The organism is Streptomyces sp. O3 (assembly GCF_054788135.1).
In genome coordinates this window covers 40,294-58,629 of record NZ_JBTVYK010000044.1, presented here as the reverse complement: position 1 = coordinate 58,629, position 18,336 = coordinate 40,294, and the positions used below count along the sequence as shown (strand labels likewise).

Here is an 18,336-nt window from a genome sequence, read left to right as displayed (position 1 = left end):
GTGTATAAGAGACCGGCGCGGGGGCGGGCGCGGGGGCCGCCCGGCGGCGGCCCGTCGGGGCCGGTGCGGGGTGGGACTGCGGCGGGGTGTGGTCGGCGGTGGGGGTGAGCGGCGCGGCGTCCAGCGGTGTCGCGCTTTGCGGTGTCGTGCCTTGCGGTGTCGTGCCTTGCGGTGTCGTGCTCTGTGGCGTCGTGTCGTGCCGGGTGCCGTGGGTGGGGTCGACGGCTTGGTGCGGATGGCGGGCCGCGGGGTCCGCCGTGACCGGCGAGGCCGTGGCGTTCGCCGCGTCGTTCGTCGTGCTCGCGCCGTGCGTCGGGTCCGGGGCGGCCCCGTCGGCGTGGTGGGCGGCGGCGGGCGGCAGCGCGAAGGCGCTGCGCCCCTCGTCGTGCGCGACGCCCGACCCCGCGGCCCGCTCCGCACGCGGCTCCGGGCCGCGGTCGACCGCCGTGTTCAGGGCCCGCCGGGCGCGCCGCCCCGTCGGGGCGGCAGGATGCTCGGCACCGCGCGGGTCGGGCACAGGCAGCGCGCCCGGAACAGGCAGCGGCTGGGCGCCGGGGGACGCGGCCACACCAGCCGCGCTGTCCGCCGCGGAACGCGGGTCGGGTACGGGGGCACCGCCGCCCGGCAGGCTCGGCAGCGGCTGGGCGCCGGGCGTCCCGGTGCTGGGGGCCTGGGCGGCCGGAGGTTCGGCGACTGAGGCTCCGAGGGCGCGGGGCCGCTGGTCCGGCACGGGGTTCGCGGCGGGCAGCGCGGCGCGTGCGCCGTCGGGGTTCCGACGGGCCCGGCGGCCCGTCGGCGGCGCGGACACCGGCCCCGCCGGGAGGCCCTGCGGCGGAACCGTGTCGCCCAGCCCGGTGGGTTCGGAGGCACCCGCGGCGTGCTCGGCGGCGGTCACCACGGAGCCCTGCGCGGGCCCGGTCGGGGGTTCCTGTGTGAGGGCACGACGGCGCCTGCGCCCCGTACCGCCAGCGCCGCCGCCCGTGTCGCCGCCGGGGGTGTCGTTCTCACCCGCGTTCTGCGCGGGCAGCCACTCGGCCTGCGCCGCGCCCGGCTCAGGCTCCACGGCCGGAGCCCCGCGCCGCCTGCGCCGCCCGGTGGGCGTCTCGCTGGCCACGGGGCCCGCAGGGCCGACACCCGTAGCCCCGGTAGTACCGGTAGCCACACCCGAACCGGCCGAACCGGCTGAACCGGCCGAATCACCCGACGCGTCCTCGCCGTTCGCCAAGAACGCGTCCACCGAAGCGGGCCTGGCCCGCCGCCCGCCGCCCTCGGCGCGCTGCTGCCGCTCGGGCACCGCCAACTCAGCCGACCCCGAGCCCGAGCCCGGCCCCGAGCCCGAATCCGAGCCTGAAGCGACACCCGCACCCGCACCCGCACCCGGATCGGGCAGGGCGACCGCACCGGCCCCGGCCCCGACCGGCACCTCCAGCACGAACGCGCTCCCCGCCATCCCCGGCACTTCGTGCGTCTGGAGCACGCCGCCATGCGCCCGTACGATCCCGCGCACGATCGGCCCGTGGACCGGGTCGCCACCCGCGTACGGCCCACGCACCTCGATCCGTACGACATCGCCGCGCTGCGCCGCCGCGACCACGATCGTCGAGTCGACGTACCCGCCCCCGGCGGCCGCCCCGGCGGGCACCCGCGTGTGCCCGGTCGAGTCGATCCCGGCGACGTCCGCCACCAGGTGCGCCAGCGCCGTCGCCAGCCGGGCCGGGTCGACCTCGGCCTCGATCGGCGGCGCGTGCACGGCGAACTGCGCCCGTCCGGGGCCGATCAGCTCGACCGCGCCCTCGACACCGGCGGCGACCACGCCGTCCAGCAGCACAGGCTCCTTGCGCAGCAGCTCCGCGCCGGCGTCCAGGCGCTGGAAGCCGAGGACGTTGTCGACGAGGGTCGACATCCGCGCGTACCCCGCCGACAGGTGGTGCAGCATCTGGTTGGCCTCGGGCCACAGCTGCCCGGCCGGGTCGGCGGCCAGCGTGCCCAGCTCGCGCCGCAGTTCGTCCAGCGGGCCGCGCAGCGACTCGCCGAGCACGGCGAGCAGCTGGGCATGGCGCGCGGCGAGCGCCTCGTACCGCTCGCTCTCCCGCTCCGCGAGCGCCTCGTACCGGTCCTTCTCGCGCTCCGCGAGCGCGGCGTGGCGCTCCTTCTCGTGCTCGGCGAGCGCGGTGTACCGCTCCTCGGCCCGCGCGAGCTCCTCGGCGTGCCGCGCGGCCTCCTCGGCCCGCTGCGCGACGACTTCGTCGTACGCCCGCCGGTCGGTGAACGCGAGCACCGCGCCGACCAGCTGCTCCCCGTCCCGTACCGGCGCGGTCGTCAGGTCGACCGGGACCTGACCGCCGCTCTTGGTCCACATCACCTGTCCGCGCACCCGGTGCTTGCGCCCCGACCTGAGCGTGTCCGACAGGGCGCTCTCCTCGTACGGGAAAGGCGTGCCGTCCGCCCGCGAGTGCTGGACGAGGGGGTGCAGCTCCTGGCCGCCCAGATCGCTGGCCCGGTACCCGAGTATCTGCGCAGCGGCGGGGTTGACGAGCACCACGCGGCCCTCGGTGTCGGTCCCGACGACGCCCTCGGCGGCCGCGCGCAGGATCATCTCGGTCTGGCGCTGCGAACGGGCCAGCTCCGCCTCGGTGTCCAGGGTCCCGGACAGGTCCCGGACCACGAGCATCAGCAGCTCGTCGCCGAAACTGCCCTGGCTCTCGTACGCGTCCCGCGAGTTCTTCAGATTCGCGCTGGTGACCTCGACCGGGAACTCGAAGCCGTCCGTACGCCGGGCCGTCATCCGCCGCGGCTTGGTGCGGCCGAGCTCGTCCGTGGCGTCCGGCCGCCGCATCGAGCCGGGGATCAGCCGGGAGTCGAACTCGGGCAGCAGATCGAGCAGTCCGCGCCCGACCAGGGCCCACCCGGAGGTCTCGAAGAACTCCAGGGCGATGGTGTTGGCGTTGACGACCGTGCCGTTGGCGTTGACGAGCAGCAGCGCGTCGGGAAGGGCGTCGAGTATGGCCGCGAGGCGAGCAGCGCCTCGGGATGGCTTGCTGCTCACGACGACCGGTCCTCCCTTTACCGCTTACGTGCCTGTCGGACACCGGGCCATCTTGCCCCTCGGGCCCTGGCGTGTCACGGGAAGGAGTCTACGGGCAGCGGTCCCGCCCGCGTCGCCGGACGAGGACGAGCGCTCACGCCCCGGCCGCGGGGAGCACGGCGCCGAGCGCGTCCCAGCGGCCGATCTCGCACCCGTTGGTCCGGTCGTACGCGGCGTCGATCTGACGCCCGTGCCAGGTCCCGGTGGCGCGGGCGGTCTCGGGGCCGCCGTAGACCATCGTGCACAGGGCGTCCTCCGGGGTCGGCGCGAACAGATCACGCCCCTCGGCCCCGGCCTGTTCCAGCACCGCACAGGCCTCGTCGGCACGCGGGTGCGTCCCACCGGCAGGCGCGCACTCCAGCTCGTACGCCGTCACCGCGCCGTTGGCGGCGGTGTGGGTCACGGTGAGCCGGTCCGGCTGCCGGGCGTACGCGCATGCCTGCGCGGCCGGGGCGACGGCGAGCGCGGTCAGCGCGGCGAGCGGGACGGCGGCAGCGGCGGCGAGGGCGAGGCGACGCGGCATATGCGGCGTATGCGGCATATCAGGCTCCGTGGGGGTGTACGGCTCGGTTCCGGGGGCCGGGCTGACGGCCAGCCGGACCGCCGTGCTCAACGCCCCGGCCCCCGTGACGTTGCGCCCGAGCGTGCCCAGCCCCCTGGATGCCTGCCCCGACGCCCCGACGCCCGACGCCCGACGCCCCGACGGATTGGCCTTTGCCCCCTCGCCCACCTGCCTAGTACCGTGGGTGGCGATTGGTGGCCGACCCTGTGGCTGTGCCATCATCTGCATCGCACCACGCGTTCACGCGGGTGTGCTGGAGGCGTCGCCTAGTCCGGTCTATGGCGCCGCACTGCTAATGCGGTTTCGGGGTAACCCCCTGATCGAGGGTTCAAATCCCTCCGCCTCCGCGCGTTGATCGCCGAAGCCCCGGTCCCCAAGACCGGGGCTTCGGTGTTTTCGCAGATCAGAAGGGGTGAGGGAATCGGATTTCGCCTCTCGCCGCAGGTCATGTAATGTTGTTCCCGCAACGCCGACGGGGCACAAAAGCCCAAGACGCCAAGCACTCGTAGCTTAACGGATAGAGCATCTGACTACGGATCAGAAGGTTGCAGGTTCGAATCCTGCCGAGTGCACATCGAGTGAGAGCCCCCGGACATCGTCCGGGGGCTCTTGCGTGCGCGGCCCAGCGAATATCGCCGTTACGCGGGCGGGCTGGCCAGGCGGTACGCCAGGCCCGGATAGCTGACCACCAGGCCGTCCCCGTCGAACTCCAGGTCGCTGTGAAAGTCGCCCGAGGCATAGCGCACCCGCGTGCCCTCCGGGGCCGGGCCGAGGTGAGTGTAGGTCTGACGGGAGGGGCGGACGGTCAGGTCGGGGACCGAGATCCAGACCATGAGGAAGGTGTGCGTGCCGGGGGCCGCGGCGGGGATGTGGTGCAGGTCGTGGCGGAGCACCGGCATGGTGTTGGTGAGCGGGGACAGCCCGAGGTCGCAGTCCAGGGCGTCGGCCGCCCAGTCGAGCGGCTCGCCGTCCGCCGTCCAGGCGCCGTCCGGGGCGCGGTCCAGCGTGAGCCGGTGGGTGGTGTGCGGGGTCTCGGCGGTGGCGGTGAGGGTACGGGCGACGAAGTCCTCGCCGGTCGTGAGGTCGTACGAGATCCAGTACGGCTCCGGGATGGCGCCGAAGACCCGGCCGCGGACGCTGAGGCCGCGGTGGCCCTGGCGGCTGACCCAGGCGGACTCGAAACCGCCGCTGGCGGTGACCTGCCAGGTGGCGGCGCGCGGAGGGCGGGTGACGGCGGGCCGGTTGTCGGTCATGGACACCATCCTGGAACGTATGAGGCGGTGGCGCACGAGGGTGGGGCGGCCGGGGGGCGGTGCCAAGGTCAAGTTTTGCTGACCGGACGCCGAAATCGGTGGACACGTCCCGCGGGGGCCTCGGAAGGTGGACGGCATGAGCACTTCATCCGCGCGCCCGGTGGCGCCGCCTGAGCCGCCCTACTACGCCGTCGTCTTCACCTCCGTCCGCACGGACGGCGACAACGGGTACGGCGAGACCTCCGACCGCATGGCGGAGCTGGTACGGGACGTACCCGGCTTCCTCGGCCTCGACTCGGCCCGTACACCCGGCGGCCTCGGTATCACCGTCGGCTACTTCCGCGACGAGGACGCCGTCGCGCGGTGGCGGGAGAACGTCGAGCACCAGGCGGCGCAGAAGCGCGGCAGGGCCGAGTGGTACGAGAGCTACTCCCTCCACATCGCCAAGGTGGAGCGGAGTCACGGTTTCGAGCGGGGCCAGGCCGACCACGAGGCATAGGCCTTCCTCGGCGGCATAGGCCTTACCCGGCGGATTCTCAGGGTATTCACAGCCTGGGTCCAGGGAGCTCTCAGAGGGCCCGCCCAGGGTGGTCGCATGACCATCACCTCGCCGTCCTCGTCACCCTCGCCGACGTCGCGATCCTCGTCGTCCTCGCCGCAGGCGCGCGCCGAAGAACTGCTCAGGCCGGACGGCAGTCCCGTCCGCGTGCTCGTCGTGGACGACGAGGCGGCGCTGTCCGAGCTGCTGTCCATGGCCCTGCGCTACGAGGGCTGGGAGGTGCGCAGCGCCGCCGACGGCGCGGGCGCGGTGCGGGCGGGGCGGGAGTTCCGGCCCGACGCCGTCGTCCTGGACGTGATGCTGCCGGATATGCACGGGCTCGCCGTGCTGGGCAAGCTGCGGCATGAGCTTCCCGAGGTGCCCGTGCTGTTCCTGACGGCCAAGGACGCCGTGGAGGACCGCATCGCCGGGCTCACGGCGGGCGGGGACGACTACGTCACCAAGCCGTTCAGCCTGGAGGAGGTCGTGGCCCGGCTGCGCGGGCTGCTCCGTCGCTCGGGCGCCGCCGCCAAGCGCAGTGAGTCGCTGCTGGTGGTGGGCGACCTGACGCTGGACGAGGACAGCCACGAGGTGAGCCGGGCGGGCGTGGGCATCCACCTCACCGCCACCGAGTTCGAGCTGCTGCGGTTCCTGATGCGCAACCCGCGCCGGGTGCTCAGCAAGGCGCAGATCCTGGACCGGGTGTGGAGCTACGACTTCGGCGGGCAGGCGAACGTCGTGGAGCTGTACATCTCCTACCTGCGGCGGAAGATCGACGCCGGGCGGGCGCCGATGATCCATACGCGGCGCGGCGCGGGGTATCTGATCAGGGCCGCGGAGCCGACGGGACCGGGCGAGGGGTGAGGCGGCCTCGCGGGGTGAGGCGGCCTCGGGGGATGAGGCGGCCTCGCGGGGTCGGCCGGTCGCGCGCGCCCCGGTCCCTGCGTACCCGGCTGGTCGTCTCGGCGGTGACGCTGATCGCGCTGGTGTGCGCGGTGATCGGTACGGTCACGGCGGTGGCGCTGCACTCGTATCTGTACGAGCAGCTGGACACGAAGCTGTCCGACGTGGCGCGCCGGGCGGCGGCCGGACCCCCTGACGCCCCCGGCCGGGGCGGCCCCGGCGAGCAGCCGACGGACCCGCTGCGGTTCCTCGCGCTCGGCGGGCAGGACCTGGGCACCGTCGGCGCCACCGTCCAGGACGGGAAGGTGGCCCTCGCGGCGATCAGCGAGGAGGCGGACTCCGGCGGCGGACCGCGCGCCAAGATCAGCGAACTCGACGCCGACCAGGCCGCCGCGCTGGGCACGGTCACGGCCGACGGCGCACCGCACAACGTCGACATCCCCGGCCTCGGCCAGTACCGCGTCCAGTCCGCCGCGCACGGCGAACTGCTCGTCGGCATCTCGACCAGCGCCGCGGACGACACGATCAGCACCCTGGTCGTGGTCGAACTCTGCGTCGCGGGCGCCGGGGTGGCAGCCTCCGGGATCGCGGGCGCGGCCATGGTCGGCGTCGCCCTGCGCCCGCTGCGCAGGGTCGCCGCGACCGCCGTCCGCGTCTCCGAACTCCCCCTGCACAGCGGCGAACCGGCCCTCCACGAGCGCGTACCCGACGCCGACGCCGATCCACGTACCGAAGTCGGGCGGGTCGGCGCGGCGTTCAACCGCATGCTGGACCATGTGCACTCCGCGCTCAGCGCCCGCCAGGAGAGCGAGACGCGGGTACGGCAGTTCGTCGCGGACGCCAGCCACGAGCTGCGCACGCCCCTCGCGTCGATCCGCGGCTACGCCGAACTGACCCGCAGAGGGCGGGAGGAGACCGGCCCCGACACCCGGCACGCGCTGGGCCGCATCGAGGCGGAGGCAGGCCGGATGACGGGGCTCGTCGAGGATCTGCTGCTGCTGGCCAGGCTGGACGCCGGGCGACCGCTTGAACTGGCGGTCACGGACCTGTCCCCGCTGGTCGTGGACGCGGTGAGCGACGCCCGCGCGGCCGGGCGGGACCACGTGTGGCGGCTCCAACTCCCCGACGAACCGGCGCTGGTACGGGCCGACGACGCGCGGCTGCGCCAGGTGCTGGTCAACCTGCTGGCCAACGCGCGTACGCACACCCCGCGGGGTACGACGGTCACGGCCCGCGTACGGAACGACAGGGCCGGATATGTGCGGTTGGAGGTCGAGGACGACGGGCCCGGTATCGCGGCGGAGCTGCTGCCGCACGTCTTCGAGCGGTTCGCGCGGGGCGACGCCTCGCGCTCCAGGAACACGGCTGCGGCAGGGACGACCGGGGCGGCAGGGACGACCGGGGCGACCGGGGCGGCTGCTGGTGCGGCTGGTGCGGCTGCTTCCACGGGGCTCGGGCTGGCGATCGTGGCCGCGGTGGTCGCGGCGCACGGCGGGGACGTGACGGTGCGCAGCGCGCCGGGGCGTACGGCCTTCACGGTGCGGCTCCCGGCGCTCTCCCCGTACGACGCGCTCTCCCCGTACGAGGCCGACTCCCCCTACGACGCGGGCTCGGCGGGCTCGGCCGCGTACTCACAGACGGGGCACAGGCTCACCACACCGCGGTAACAGGGCGCGCCGCGAGTGTCGTCGGCATGCGAAGCGAATCTCTTCCGAAGCGAGCGCATCTGCCCGCCGGACCGGAGCACGCGCCGCCGCGTCCACCGGTCCTCGACGTGGTGATACCCGTCTACAACGAGGAGAAAGACCTCGAACCGTGTGTGCGCCGGCTGCACAGCCACCTGGAGCGCACCTTTCCGTACGCCTTCCGGATCACCGTCGCCGACAACGCGAGCACGGACCGCACCCCCGAGGTCGCGGCGCGGCTCAGCGCGGCGCTCCCCGAGGTCAGCGCGTACCGCCTGGACCTGAAGGGGCGCGGGCGGGCGCTGAGCGCGGTGTGGTCGCGGTCGGACGCGCCGGTGCGCGCGTATATGGACGTCGACCTGTCGACCGACCTCAACGCGCTGCTGCCGCTGGTCGCCCCGCTGATCTCGGGCCACTCCGACCTGGCGATCGGCACTCGCCTGGCCCGCTCCGCGCGCGTAGTGCGCGGCCCCAAGCGGGAGTTCGTCTCGCGTACGTACAACCTCATCCTGCGCGGCTCGCTCGCCGCGCGCTTCAGCGACGCGCAGTGCGGCTTCAAGGCGATCCGCGGCGAAGTCGCGGAGCGGCTGCTGCCGATGGTCGAGGACACCGGGTGGTTCTTCGACACGGAGCTGCTGGTGCTCGCCGAGCGGGCCGGGCTGCGGATCCACGAGGTGCCGGTGGACTGGGTCGACGACCCGGACTCGACGGTGCGCATCGTGCGGACCGCGACCGACGACCTGAAGGGCGTGTGGCGCGTGGGGCGGGCGCTGGCCGTCGGCGCGCTGCCCCTGGACCGGCTCGCGCGCCCGTTCGGGGACGACCCCAGGGACCGCGCGCTGCCCGGCGTGCCGGGCGGTCTCGCCCGCCAGTTGGTGGGCTTCTGTGTGGTGGGCGGCCTCTCGACCCTCTTCTACCTGGCGCTCTACTCCCTCTTCCGGCTCGGGATCGGCGCGCAGACCGCCAACGCGGCGGCGCTGCTGGTCTCGGCGCTGGCCAACACGGCCGCGAACCGTCGGCTGACCTTCGGCGTACGGGGGCGGGACCGCGCCGTACGCCACCAGGCGCAGGGTCTGGTGGTGTTCGCCATCGGCCTGGCGCTGACCAGCGGCTCGCTGGCGGCGCTGCACACGGCCGCGGCGGACCCCGCGCACGGTACGGAGCTGACCGTGCTGGTCGCCGCGAACCTGGTGGCGACGGTGCTGCGCTTTCTGCTCTTCCGGGCCTGGGTCTTCCCGGACCGGCGCGCGGACGCGCCTCCCGCTGCCGCCGCCGTACCCGCCCCCGCCCCCGAACTGGCCGGGCTCCCCGAACCGGCTGAGTCCGCGCCTGCGGCTGCGCCCGCGCCTGCGGCTGCGCCCGCGCCCGCGGCTGCGCCCGTGCTCCCCGACCCGTCCCCGACCGCGTCCCCGTCCCCGACCGCGTCCCCGTCCCCGACCGCCTCCACGTCCGAACTCCCCGCCCCGAACGACCTGAGGACCCATCGATGACCCTGCCCGCAGCCCCACCCGTTCCGCCCCCCGCCGTAGGCGGCCCGGCGGACGTCCGCCAGCGGCCCGGTCTGCCGCGACGGCTCTGGCGCGGCAGACCGGAGGACGCGCCGTGGGTGCGGCCCGTCTTCCTCGGGCTCCTGCTGGCCGTCGGCGTGCTCTACCTCTGGAACCTGAGCGCGTCCGGCTATGCCAACTCCTTCTATTCGGCGGCCGTTCAGGCGGGCAGCGAGAGCTGGAAGGCGTTCTTCTTCGGATCCTCGGACGCCGCGAACTCCATCACCGTCGACAAGCCCCCGGCCGCGCTCTGGCCGATGGCCCTGTCCGTACGCCTCTTCGGGCTCGGCTCCTGGCAGATCCTGGTGCCCGAGGTGCTGATGGCCGTGGCGACGACCGGGGTGCTGTACGCGGCCGTCCGGCGTCGTTTCCCCGCCGTGGCCGGGCTGGTCGCGGTGGCGGTCTTCGCGCTGACGCCCGTCGCCGCGCTGATGTTCCGCTTCAACAACCCGGACGCCCTGCTCGCGCTGCTGATGACGGTCACCGTGTACTGCGTGCTGCGCGCGCTGGAGGACGCGCGGACCAAGTGGCTGGTGTGGGCGGGCGTCGCGGTCGGCCTCGCCTTCCTCACCAAGACCCTCCAGGCATTCCTGATCCTGCCGCCGCTGGCGCTGCTGTACGCGGTGTGCGCACCGACCCGGCCGCTGCGACGGCTCGGCCAACTCGCCCTGTCCGGTCTCGCGATGGTCGTCGCGGGCGGCTGGTGGGTCGCCGTCGTCGAGCTGTGGCCCGCGTCCTCCCGCCCGTACGTCGGCGGCTCCCAGACCAACTCCTTCCTGGAACTCACCTTCGGCTACAACGGCCTCGGCCGGATCAACGGCGACGAGGTCGGCAGCGTCGGGGGAGGGGGCGGAGGGGCCGGTGGCGGCTGGGGCGAGACCGGTATCGACCGACTCGTCGGATCCAACATCGGCGGCCAGATCTCCTGGCTGCTCCCGGCCGCGCTGATCCTGCTGGTCGCCGGTCTCGTCGTCACCTGGCGCGCGCCGCGCACGGACACCGCGCGGGCCGCGTTCCTCGCCTGGGGCGGCTCGCTGCTGATGACCGCCGCGGTCTTCAGCTTCATGCGGGGGATCTTCCACGAGTACTACACGGTGGCGCTGGCCCCGTACATCGCGGCGCTGGTCGGCATGGGCGCGGCCGTGCTCTGGGAGGAGCGCGCCAGGTTCGCCGCGTCGGCCGCGCTCGGGCTGACCGTCGTGGTGACCGGGTACTGGGGGTACGTCCTGCTCGGCCGCTCCCCGGACTATCTGCCGTGGCTGCGCTGGGCGGCGCTGGGCGCGGGTCTGGCGGCCGGGCTCGGGCTGGTGCTCGCGGGGCGGCTGACGGGTCGGCGCGGGCGGCGGCTGGTGCTGGCGGTGGCGGGGCTCGGGCTCGCGGCGTCGCTGGCCGGGCCGTTCGCGTACACGCTCACCACGGTGAACGAGGGGCACGCCGGATCGATCGTGACGGCCGGGCCGTCGGTGGCCGGTGGCCGGGGCGGTCCCGGAGGCGGCGGCCCCGGCGGCGGTGGTGGTCCGGGCGGCATGCAGCCGCCCGGCCAGCAGGGCAACGCCGGTAACCAGCAGGGCGACGGCACCCAGCAGGACGGTCAAGGCGGTCAGGGCGGCGGCTTCGGCCAGCCTCCGACGGACGGCCAGGGCCAGGGCCAGCGGCCGGACGGCCGGCGTACGGGCGGAGGCGGTGCGCCCGGAGGCGGCGGCGGAATGGGCGGCCTGCTCAACGGCGCGACCGTCAGCGACGAGGTCAAGGCCGAACTGACGGCGGACGCGTCCTCCTACACCTGGGTCGCCGCGTCCGTCGGCGCGCAGAACGCGGCCAGTTACCAGCTGGCCACGGGCGATCCCGTCATGCCGATCGGCGGCTTCAACGGCAGCGACCCGTCCCCCACGCTCGCCCAGTTCAAGCAGTACGTCGCCGATGGCCGGATCCACTACTTCATCGCAGGCGGCGGCATGCCCGGCGGCGGCCCCGGCGGCGACGGCGGAAACGTCAGCTCGGAGATCACCTCCTGGGTCGAGTCCGCCTTCAAGGAGGTGACGGTCGACGGCACCACCCTGTACGACCTCACCCAGCCGACAGGCTGAGTGCGGGCGCGGGCGCGGGCGCGGTCACGGGATCAGTGAGCGCGACGTCTGGCGAGGCGGCGGGTGAGCGAGGGGATGGCGGCGCCCGCGAGGAGAGCGGCCAGGGGGACGACGTCCGACCATCGGGTCCGCAGGGGCTTGTAGGTGGCCGTGCCGTCCTTGATCTCGATGAAGCCGCGGGGCCGGGCGGCGGCGCCTCCGCCGCCTCCCCCGCCGTTCCGCCCGCTGCCCTTCTCGTCGATACGGGTCGCGCTGTCGGTGCCGCCGCCGAACCCGAAGGCGAATTCGGCGACCGGTATGACGGTGACGCCGTCGCTGGTGACGGGTTCGCCGTAGACGGCCGTGACCGAGGCCCGACCGCCGATCCGGTCGGCCAGGCATTCCAGCAGGGGGATGGCGGCGTCGGCGGGAGGCAGGTCCGTCGGAGGGCCCGTCGGCGGGGCGGAGGGCGTGCGGCTGTCGTCGTCCTCGGCGGTCATCGGCTGCCTCCCTGCTCTGCGCGTACGGGGGTGCTGAGGGTATATCAGCGGCGGGCGGCCTGACGGGTGCTCGTCAGCTCCGGCTCTCGCGGCTCGCCGACCGGGCCGGGATCCGAGGCCGGACCGGACGCCGGACCCGACGCCGGAGCTGAACCCGACGCCGTCCGCAGCGGCACCTCCTTGATGAACAGCGTCAGCAGCCACGCCACCAGCGCCAGCGGCGCCGCGTACAGGAACACGTCCGCGATCCCGTGCCCGTACGCGCTCTCGATCACCGTCCGCAGCGGTCCGGGCAGCGCGTCCAGGTCCGGGATGCCGCCCCCGCCCGTGCCCGCGTGCCCCATCGCCGCGCCCTCGGGGCCGAGTTCGGCGAGCCCGTCCTCCACGTACCCGGTGACCCGCGTCCCCAGGATCGCGCCCAGCGCGGAGACGCCCATCGCGCCGCCCAGCGACCGGAAGAAGGTGACGACCGACGACGCGGCGCCCAGGTCATCGGGGGCCACCTGGTTCTGCGTGCACAGGACGAGGTTCTGCATCATCATGCCGATCCCGAGCCCCAGCAGCGCCATGAACAGCGCGACCCGCCAGTAGTCGGTGTCGTACCGGATGGTGCCGAGGAGCCCCAGGCCCGCCGTCAGCAGTACGCCCCCGGCGACCAGCCACGCCTTCCAGCGGCCCGTCCTGGTGATGATCAGACCGGAGACGGTGGAGGAGACGAACAGCCCGCCGATCATCGGGATGGTCAGCACCCCGGACATCGTCGGCGACTCGCCGCGCGCCAGCTGGAAGTACTGGCTGAAGAAGACCGTGCCGCCGAACATCGCGACACCGACGAAGAGCGAGGCCAGCGACGACAGCGCGATCGTACGGTTGCGGAAGAGGCGCAGCGGGATGATCGGCTCGCTCGCGCGGGACTCGGCGACGAGGAAGAGCGCGCCGAGCGCGAGCGCGCCGCCGACCATCGCCCCGCTCTGCCAGGAGACCCAGTCGTACTTGTCCCCGGCGAAGGTCACCCAGACCAGGAGCAGCGAGACGGCGGCGGTGATGAAGAAGGCGCCGGACCAGTCGACCTTGACCTCGCGCCTGACCACCGGCAGCTTCAGCGTCTTCTGGAGCACGATCAGCGCGATCACCGCGAACGGCACGCCGACATAGAAGCACCAGCGCCAGCCCAGCCAGTCGGCGTCCGTGATGACCCCGCCGAGCAGCGGCCCGCCGACGGTGGCGACGGCGAAGGTGGCCCCCAGGTAGCCGCTGTACCGGCCGCGCTCGCGCGGCGAGATCATCGCGGCCATCACGATCTGCGCGAGGGCGGAGAGCCCGCCGACGCCGATGCCCTGGACCACCCGGCAGGCGATCAGCATGCCCGCGCTCTGCGAGAGCCCGGCCGCCGCCGAGCCCAACACGTAGATGACCAGGGAGATCTGGACCAGCAGCTTCTTGCTGAAGAGGTCGGAGAGCTTGCCCCACAGCGGGGTGGTCGCCGTCATCGCGAGCAGGGAGGCGGTCACCACCCAGGTGTACGCGGACTGGCCGCCGCCGAGGTCGGAGATGATCTGCGGCAGGGCGTTGGACACGATGGTCGACGACAGGATCGCGACGAACATGCCGAGCAGCAGCCCGGACAGCGCCTCCATGATCTGCCGGTGTGTCATCGGCGCGGACTCTTCGGTTTCTGTGTCGGCGATGCCGCCCATAGGGTTCCTCTTCTTACGGGTCACGCGGGTCACGCGGTCACGCGGGTCACGCGGTCACGCGGGTATACGAGTGGTCGAGGCCGAAGCCCGGCAGTCGCCGAAGTCGGCGCGCAGCCGGGCGAGCAGCGAGCTCAGCTGCCGTACGTCGTCGTCCGACCAGTTCCGCAGGTGGTCGGCGAGCGTGTGGGAGTAGTGGTCACTGAGCGCGGCGAGCAGCTCGCGGCCCGCGGGCGTCAGCCGCAGGATGCGGGAGCGCCGGTCGTCGGGTGCGGGAGACCGGTCGATCCAGCCGCGCTCCGCAACGTGCGCGACATGGCGGCTCGTCACCGACATGTCGATGGCCAGCAGTTCGGCGAGGCGGCCGATCCGCATCTCGCCGTGCTTGTCGAGCACGACGAGCACGGCGGCCGCCGCCGGTGGGCAGTCGGCGGGCAGGACGCGGGCCAGCTCCCGCTTCACGGCGCCGATGGCGCTGAGCTGGCGGGCGAGTTCCTCGTACTGGCGCTGCTCGGCCATGGCTCGACCCTCCATTCGTTGCTTAGGGCAACCATAGGGCTATTTAGTTGCTACAGGCAAATGAAAACTGGGCAAAGTGTGTAAAGAGCAGGCAATGTCCCGCCGCGATGCGGCCCCGGCGTCCGGGGTTGGGCGGGCGTCGCGGTTTCGCTAGGGTCCTGGGACATGGCAGCAGCACACAACCCCCACGCGCCCCAGGGCCCCGAGGGTCAGCACGACCCCGCGGGCAGTACGCAGATGTTCCGCGCCTTCGTCGATGACGGCACCCCGCAGCGGCGGCAGAGCGCGGCGGCTCCGGCCGGGCCGCGGCTCGGGGTGATCGTCGGCGTGGTGCTCGCGGTGGCGGTCCTGGCGGGGGTCGCCTGGCTGGCCCTCTGAGACGCCGCCGTACCGCTTGGAGCCTGACCTCTGTCAGGCAAGGCGCTACCGCCAGCTGACCGACACGTCACGGGTCTCGACATGCATGCCCAGCGGTACGCGCCAGGCGGGGACGCAGACGGTCCAGGTTTTCGTCGTGGACGCGCCGGGGCCGATCGGCGTCGGCAGCCGTTCGGTCGACTCGATCGTCGCCCAGTCGACGCCGAGCAGGCCGATGATGTGCGTTCCGAATGTGACCGTGCCCGAACGCGTCGCCGTGCCACCCGTGTTGGTGAATTTCACGGTCACGCGCTCGCACCAGCGCCGGTCGGCGGGTGCCCGCACGGGATCGCCGACGTCGAGCACGGCGGGCCCGGCCGGTGGGGCGGGCGCCGGGGCCTGGGGCGGGTCCGGGGTCGGATCCGGGTCCGACGGGGTGTCGGACTCGCTCCCACCCCCACCCCCACCGCCGCCCGTCGAACCGGAGCCGGGGGACGGGCCGGGCGAGGCGGGCGCGCCGGACGGGCTGGGCGCACTCGACGAGCCCGACGAGCCCGACGAGCCCGACGAGCCCGACGAGCCCGATGAGCCCGACGAGCCCGATGAGCCCGATGAGCCGGAACTCCCGCTGCCACCCGGTGACTTCCCCTCCAAGCCACCAGAGCCGGGACCGGCCTCCGAGCCGGACTCTGAACCGGCCCCCGAAGCGGCCGGGGCTCCCGTGCCGGACTCGGCACCGGAGCCGCCGTCCGAGCCGCCGCCTGCGCCCCGCTCTCCCGTAGCGCTCGGCCCGTCCCCGGCCCCGCCGTCACCTTCGGCGGCGTCGCCCGACGGCGTACCCCTGGCCCGCGCCCCCTCGCCGTCCCCGTCCAGCGGCACCAGCACCACATCGCCCGTAGGCTCCACCAGATCGCCCGGCGTCCGTGCCACGGCGCCCGCGCCGACCGCCACATGACCGTCGCGGCCAGGCCCGCCGCCCACGCAGGACGCCAGCAGCACACCGGACACCAGACACAGCGCGGCCGCCGACGCACCCGCTACGGTGCTTCGACGGCCGAGTGCCGATGCTCTGGCTCTCTCCAGCGCGCCCATCGCGCCAGTGTGACTGACGGTGCGTCAATGAGGAAGAGTGCGCGATCAGTTCGGGTTCAGTTGGGGTTCGGTCCGGGTTCGGTCCGGGGTCAGTCCGCGATCAGCCCCTGCCGGAGCTGCGCCAGCGTCCGCGTCAGCAGCCGCGAGACGTGCATCTGCGAGATGCCGACCTCCTCGCCGATCTGCGACTGCGTCATGTTGGCGAAGAAGCGGAGCATGATGATCTGGCGTTCGCGCGGCGGGAGTTTGGCCAGCAGCGGCTTCAGTGATTCCCGGTACTCCACGCCCTCCAGGGCGGTGTCCTCGTACCCGAGGCGGTCGGCGAGCGAGCCCTCGCCGCCGTCGTCCTCCAGCGCGGGCGAGTCCAGCGAGGACGCCGTGTACGCGTTCCCGACCGCGAGGCCGTCGACGACGTCTTCCTCCGACACGCCGAGCACGGCGGCGAGTTCGGGCACCGTCGGGGACCGGTCGAGCTTCTGGGCGAGCTCGTCGCTGGCCTTGGTGAGCGCGAGCCGCAGCTCCTGGAGGCGTCGCGGCACCCGTACCGACCACGAGGTGTCCCGGAAGAAGCGCTTGATCTCGCCGACGACGGTCGGCATCGCGAACGTCGGGAACTCCACGCCCCGTTCGCAGTCGAACCGGTCGATCGCCTTGATCAGGCCGATCGTTCCGACCTGGACGATGTCCTCCATCGGCTCATTCCGGCTGCGGAAGCGGGCCGCCGCGTACCGCACCAGCGGAAGGTTGAGCTCGATGAGCGTGTCTCGCACATAGGCGCGCTCCGGGCTGTCCTCGTCAAGTGCGGCGAGCCGCAGGAACAGAGAGCGGGACAAGGTGCGGGTGTCGATGGCTTCCGAGCGGGTCCGCTCGGTGTCTGGTGCGCCCTTGGTGAGCGTGAGCACCTTCGAGCTGCCCTGTTCTGCGGACATGCCACCCCCTTGAGGTCGCGGACGGTCGCGGTGGGCGCTCCCGTCGGAGGAACGCAGCCTCCACCTGAATACCGGTCGGGAGGCCGCGCCAAACGCCGTTCCAGCAGAATGTCACATGTCGGCAACACGCTGTAGTGACTTGTCGACATCCAACGTGTGAGTCTGTGCAGGAAAGCAGGGGTCTGGGTGATTTTCGGGAGGCAACCGCCTAAGGCGCACTTCACCCGATACGGTTACGCCTCGATCCGATTTGCGGACCGCAGCCGCGCGAAGCTCCTCGCCAGCAAACGCGACACATGCATCTGTGAGACGCCGAGCTCCGCGCTGATCTGTGACTGCGTCAGGTTGTTGTAGTAGCGCAGCAGGAGAATCCGCTGTTCCCGCTCGGGCAGCTGCACCAGCAGGTGCCGTACGAGGTCGCGGTGTTCCACGCCGTCGAGCGCCGGGTCCTCGTATCCGAGCCGGTCGAGCAGTCCGGGCGGCCCGTCGCCCTCCTGGGCCGCTTCGAGCGAGGTGGCGTGGTACGAGCGCCCGGCCTCGATGCAGGCCAGGACCTCCTCCTCGGTGATCCGCAGCCGCCCGGCGATCTCGGCGGTGGTGGGCTGGCGGCCGAGGGCGGTGGTGAGGTCCTCGGTCGCGCCGGTCACCTGCACCCACAGCTCGTGCAGCCGCCGCGGTACGTGGACGGTGCGGACGTTGTCGCGGAAGTACCGCTTGATCTCGCCGACGACGGTCGGCATCGCGAAGGTCGGGAACTGCACCCCGCGCTCCGGGTCGAACCGGTCGATCGCGTTGATCAGGCCGATCGTGCCGACCTGGACCACGTCTTCCATCGGCTCGTTGCGGCTGCGGAAGCGCGATGCGGCGTACCGCACCAGCGGGAGATTGGCCTCGATCAGCGCCGCGCGTACCCGGTCGTGCTCGGGCGTGCCGGGCTCCAGCTCCTTGAGCTGGCCGAACAGCACCTGCGTCAGGGCCCTGGCGTCGATGCCGCGCTGCTTGGCCGGGGACGGCTCGGGCTTGGCGGCGGCGGGCGACGCGGGTGGCACTTGAGGTGCGGTACTGGCCGGCACGGTCAAAGCCACCCCTTTTCGGAAAAGAACCGTTCAACTCATCCATCAAAAGCGGTCATAGCATCACAAGACATGTGCACTGTGTGCAAGCACCAGATCACGCCGTGTTGAGGGCGAATCGGGTCATAAACCCAGAAAAGCCCCTCACTTGACTGTGAGAGGCTGGCGGAGGCGCGCGGCTATCGGACGAGTTCGGTCATGAAGTCGCCGATGCCCTGCGCGGCGTCTGAGAGGCCCTGGAATCCGACGCCCACCAGGTCGGCGGCCTCGGTAGGCGATGTGATGATCGTGTACAGCACGAAGACCACGAGTATGTAGACCACGACCTTCTTCACGTCCACTGTCTCGGTGCCTTTCCTCGCCAGTCCCGCTCGCCAGTCCGTGAGTGTATCCCGGTGGCTTCACCCGGTCTTTAGGGACCAAAGGCCCGCACCGCGGGGCCCTTTGCCGGGATGTCGACCGGTCGTCCCGGCGGCAGGATGGGGGTGAGCCCGGCGGATCTGGCAGGAATGCGCGGGGCGATGGACCGGGAA

At 73.0% G+C, this 18,336-nt stretch carries 15 protein-coding genes, 2 tRNA genes and 1 pseudogene; 8 read left to right on the top strand and 10 right to left on the bottom strand.

What is annotated here, in order from left to right:
• Together ACX6XY_RS21920 and ACX6XY_RS21915 are read right to left on the bottom strand one after the other, a co-directional pair.
• On the bottom strand, positions 1–3,046 hold a 3,046-nt coding region (locus ACX6XY_RS21920; RefSeq protein WP_460333290.1), incomplete at its 3' end, for a PAS domain-containing protein.
• Between the two features lie 133 nt (positions 3,047–3,179).
• Positions 3,180–3,698 carry an SSI family serine proteinase inhibitor gene (locus ACX6XY_RS21915; RefSeq protein ID WP_460333287.1) on the bottom strand — a complete coding sequence of 173 codons (519 nt, stop codon included), beginning with the start codon at positions 3,696–3,698 and terminating at the stop codon, positions 3,180–3,182.
• Positions 3,699–3,902: 204 nt separating this feature from the next.
• Between ACX6XY_RS21915 and ACX6XY_RS21910 the strand changes: the two genes are divergently transcribed.
• Positions 3,903–3,994: transfer RNA gene (locus ACX6XY_RS21910), tRNA-Ser, on the top strand.
• A 152-nt stretch (positions 3,995–4,146) separates the two neighbouring features.
• Positions 4,147–4,219: transfer RNA gene (locus tag ACX6XY_RS21905), tRNA-Arg, on the top strand.
• A gap of 66 nt (positions 4,220–4,285) precedes the next feature.
• Here the strand turns inward: ACX6XY_RS21905 and ACX6XY_RS21900 are convergent.
• Positions 4,286–4,900, bottom strand: a complete 615-nt coding sequence (locus ACX6XY_RS21900) for a putative glycolipid-binding domain-containing protein (RefSeq protein WP_460333284.1) — start codon at positions 4,898–4,900, stop codon at positions 4,286–4,288.
• A gap of 136 nt (positions 4,901–5,036) precedes the next feature.
• Between ACX6XY_RS21900 and ACX6XY_RS21895 the strand changes: the two genes are divergently transcribed.
• From ACX6XY_RS21895 to ACX6XY_RS21875, 5 genes are all read left to right on the top strand, one after another.
• Positions 5,037–5,399 carry an antibiotic biosynthesis monooxygenase family protein gene (locus tag ACX6XY_RS21895; RefSeq protein WP_460333280.1) on the top strand — a complete coding sequence of 121 codons (363 nt, stop codon included), beginning with the start codon at positions 5,037–5,039 and terminating at the stop codon, positions 5,397–5,399.
• A gap of 96 nt (positions 5,400–5,495) precedes the next feature.
• Positions 5,496–6,302 carry a response regulator transcription factor gene (locus ACX6XY_RS21890; RefSeq protein WP_460333277.1) on the top strand — a complete coding sequence of 269 codons (807 nt, stop codon included), beginning with the start codon at positions 5,496–5,498 and terminating at the stop codon, positions 6,300–6,302.
• Positions 6,303–6,334: 32 nt separating this feature from the next.
• Positions 6,335–8,008 (top strand): sensor histidine kinase, encoded by a 1,674-nt coding sequence (locus tag ACX6XY_RS21885; RefSeq protein WP_460333273.1) that lies wholly within the window; start codon positions 6,335–6,337, stop codon positions 8,006–8,008.
• A gap of 26 nt (positions 8,009–8,034) precedes the next feature.
• Entirely contained in the window at positions 8,035–9,516 is a 1,482-nt protein-coding gene (locus tag ACX6XY_RS21880; protein ID WP_460333270.1) for a bifunctional glycosyltransferase family 2/GtrA family protein, read from the top strand.
• A complete protein-coding gene (locus ACX6XY_RS21875) occupies positions 9,513–11,660 on the top strand; it encodes an ArnT family glycosyltransferase (RefSeq protein WP_460333267.1) in 2,148 nt (715 codons plus the stop codon). The genes ACX6XY_RS21880 and ACX6XY_RS21875 overlap by 4 nt, the downstream gene beginning before the upstream one ends.
• Before the next feature lie 32 nt (positions 11,661–11,692).
• Here the strand turns inward: ACX6XY_RS21875 and ACX6XY_RS21870 are convergent, their stop codons facing one another.
• From ACX6XY_RS21870 to ACX6XY_RS21860, 3 genes and pseudogenes are all read right to left on the bottom strand, one after another.
• Positions 11,693–12,139 (bottom strand): spore germination protein GerW family protein, encoded by a 447-nt coding sequence (locus ACX6XY_RS21870; protein WP_460333264.1) that lies wholly within the window; start codon positions 12,137–12,139, stop codon positions 11,693–11,695.
• A gap of 104 nt (positions 12,140–12,243) precedes the next feature.
• Positions 12,244–13,794, bottom strand: a pseudogene (locus tag ACX6XY_RS21865) (MDR family MFS transporter); the annotation flags it as partial.
• 96 nt (positions 13,795–13,890) lie between these two features.
• A complete protein-coding gene (locus ACX6XY_RS21860) occupies positions 13,891–14,352 on the bottom strand; it encodes a MarR family winged helix-turn-helix transcriptional regulator (protein ID WP_460333261.1) in 462 nt (153 codons plus the stop codon).
• 165 nt (positions 14,353–14,517) lie between these two features.
• Between ACX6XY_RS21860 and ACX6XY_RS21855 the strand changes: the two genes are divergently transcribed.
• Positions 14,518–14,730, top strand: a complete 213-nt coding sequence (locus ACX6XY_RS21855; RefSeq protein ID WP_460333259.1) for a hypothetical protein — start codon at positions 14,518–14,520, stop codon at positions 14,728–14,730.
• A gap of 45 nt (positions 14,731–14,775) precedes the next feature.
• Here the strand turns inward: ACX6XY_RS21855 and ACX6XY_RS21850 are convergent, their stop codons facing one another.
• The 4 genes from ACX6XY_RS21850 to ACX6XY_RS21835 all read right to left on the bottom strand — a co-directional run bounded on the left by ACX6XY_RS21850 (position 14,776) and on the right by ACX6XY_RS21835 (position 18,138).
• A complete protein-coding gene (locus ACX6XY_RS21850) occupies positions 14,776–15,801 on the bottom strand; it encodes a hypothetical protein (protein ID WP_460333256.1) in 1,026 nt (341 codons plus the stop codon).
• Between the two features lie 89 nt (positions 15,802–15,890).
• Complete coding sequence (locus tag ACX6XY_RS21845) at positions 15,891–16,730, bottom strand: RNA polymerase sigma factor SigF (RefSeq protein WP_460333253.1); 840 nt, start codon at positions 16,728–16,730, stop codon at positions 15,891–15,893.
• A 233-nt stretch (positions 16,731–16,963) separates the two neighbouring features.
• Entirely contained in the window at positions 16,964–17,803 is an 840-nt protein-coding gene (locus ACX6XY_RS21840; RefSeq protein WP_460333250.1) for an RNA polymerase sigma factor SigF, read from the bottom strand.
• 179 nt (positions 17,804–17,982) lie between these two features.
• Positions 17,983–18,138: a hypothetical protein gene (locus tag ACX6XY_RS21835; RefSeq protein ID WP_460333302.1), complete on the bottom strand. Its 156-nt coding sequence runs from the start codon at positions 18,136–18,138 to the stop codon at positions 17,983–17,985.
• Between the last annotated feature and the right edge of the window lie 198 nt (positions 18,139–18,336).

Bases quoted from the DNA above. Each gene is read 5' to 3' on its own strand.
- ACX6XY_RS21845 (WP_460333253.1), bottom strand. From the start codon at position 16,730: ATGTCCGCAGAACAGGGCAGCTCGAAGGTGCTCACGCTCACCAAGGGC.
- ACX6XY_RS21850 (WP_460333256.1), bottom strand. From the start codon at position 15,801: ATGGGCGCGCTGGAGAGAGCCAGAGCATCGGCACTCGGCCGTCGAAGC.
- ACX6XY_RS21860 (WP_460333261.1), bottom strand. From the start codon at position 14,352: ATGGCCGAGCAGCGCCAGTACGAGGAACTCGCCCGCCAGCTCAGCGCC.
- ACX6XY_RS21870 (WP_460333264.1), bottom strand. From the start codon at position 12,139: ATGACCGCCGAGGACGACGACAGCCGCACGCCCTCCGCCCCGCCGACG.
- ACX6XY_RS21855 (WP_460333259.1), top strand. From the start codon at position 14,518: ATGGCAGCAGCACACAACCCCCACGCGCCCCAGGGCCCCGAGGGTCAG.
- ACX6XY_RS21900 (WP_460333284.1), bottom strand. From the start codon at position 4,900: ATGACCGACAACCGGCCCGCCGTCACCCGCCCTCCGCGCGCCGCCACC.
- ACX6XY_RS21890 (WP_460333277.1), top strand. From the start codon at position 5,496: ATGACCATCACCTCGCCGTCCTCGTCACCCTCGCCGACGTCGCGATCC.
- ACX6XY_RS21880 (WP_460333270.1), top strand. From the start codon at position 8,035: ATGCGAAGCGAATCTCTTCCGAAGCGAGCGCATCTGCCCGCCGGACCG.
- ACX6XY_RS21875 (WP_460333267.1), top strand. From the start codon at position 9,513: ATGACCCTGCCCGCAGCCCCACCCGTTCCGCCCCCCGCCGTAGGCGGC.
- ACX6XY_RS21885 (WP_460333273.1), top strand. From the start codon at position 6,335: ATGAGGCGGCCTCGCGGGGTCGGCCGGTCGCGCGCGCCCCGGTCCCTG.
- ACX6XY_RS21895 (WP_460333280.1), top strand. From the start codon at position 5,037: ATGAGCACTTCATCCGCGCGCCCGGTGGCGCCGCCTGAGCCGCCCTAC.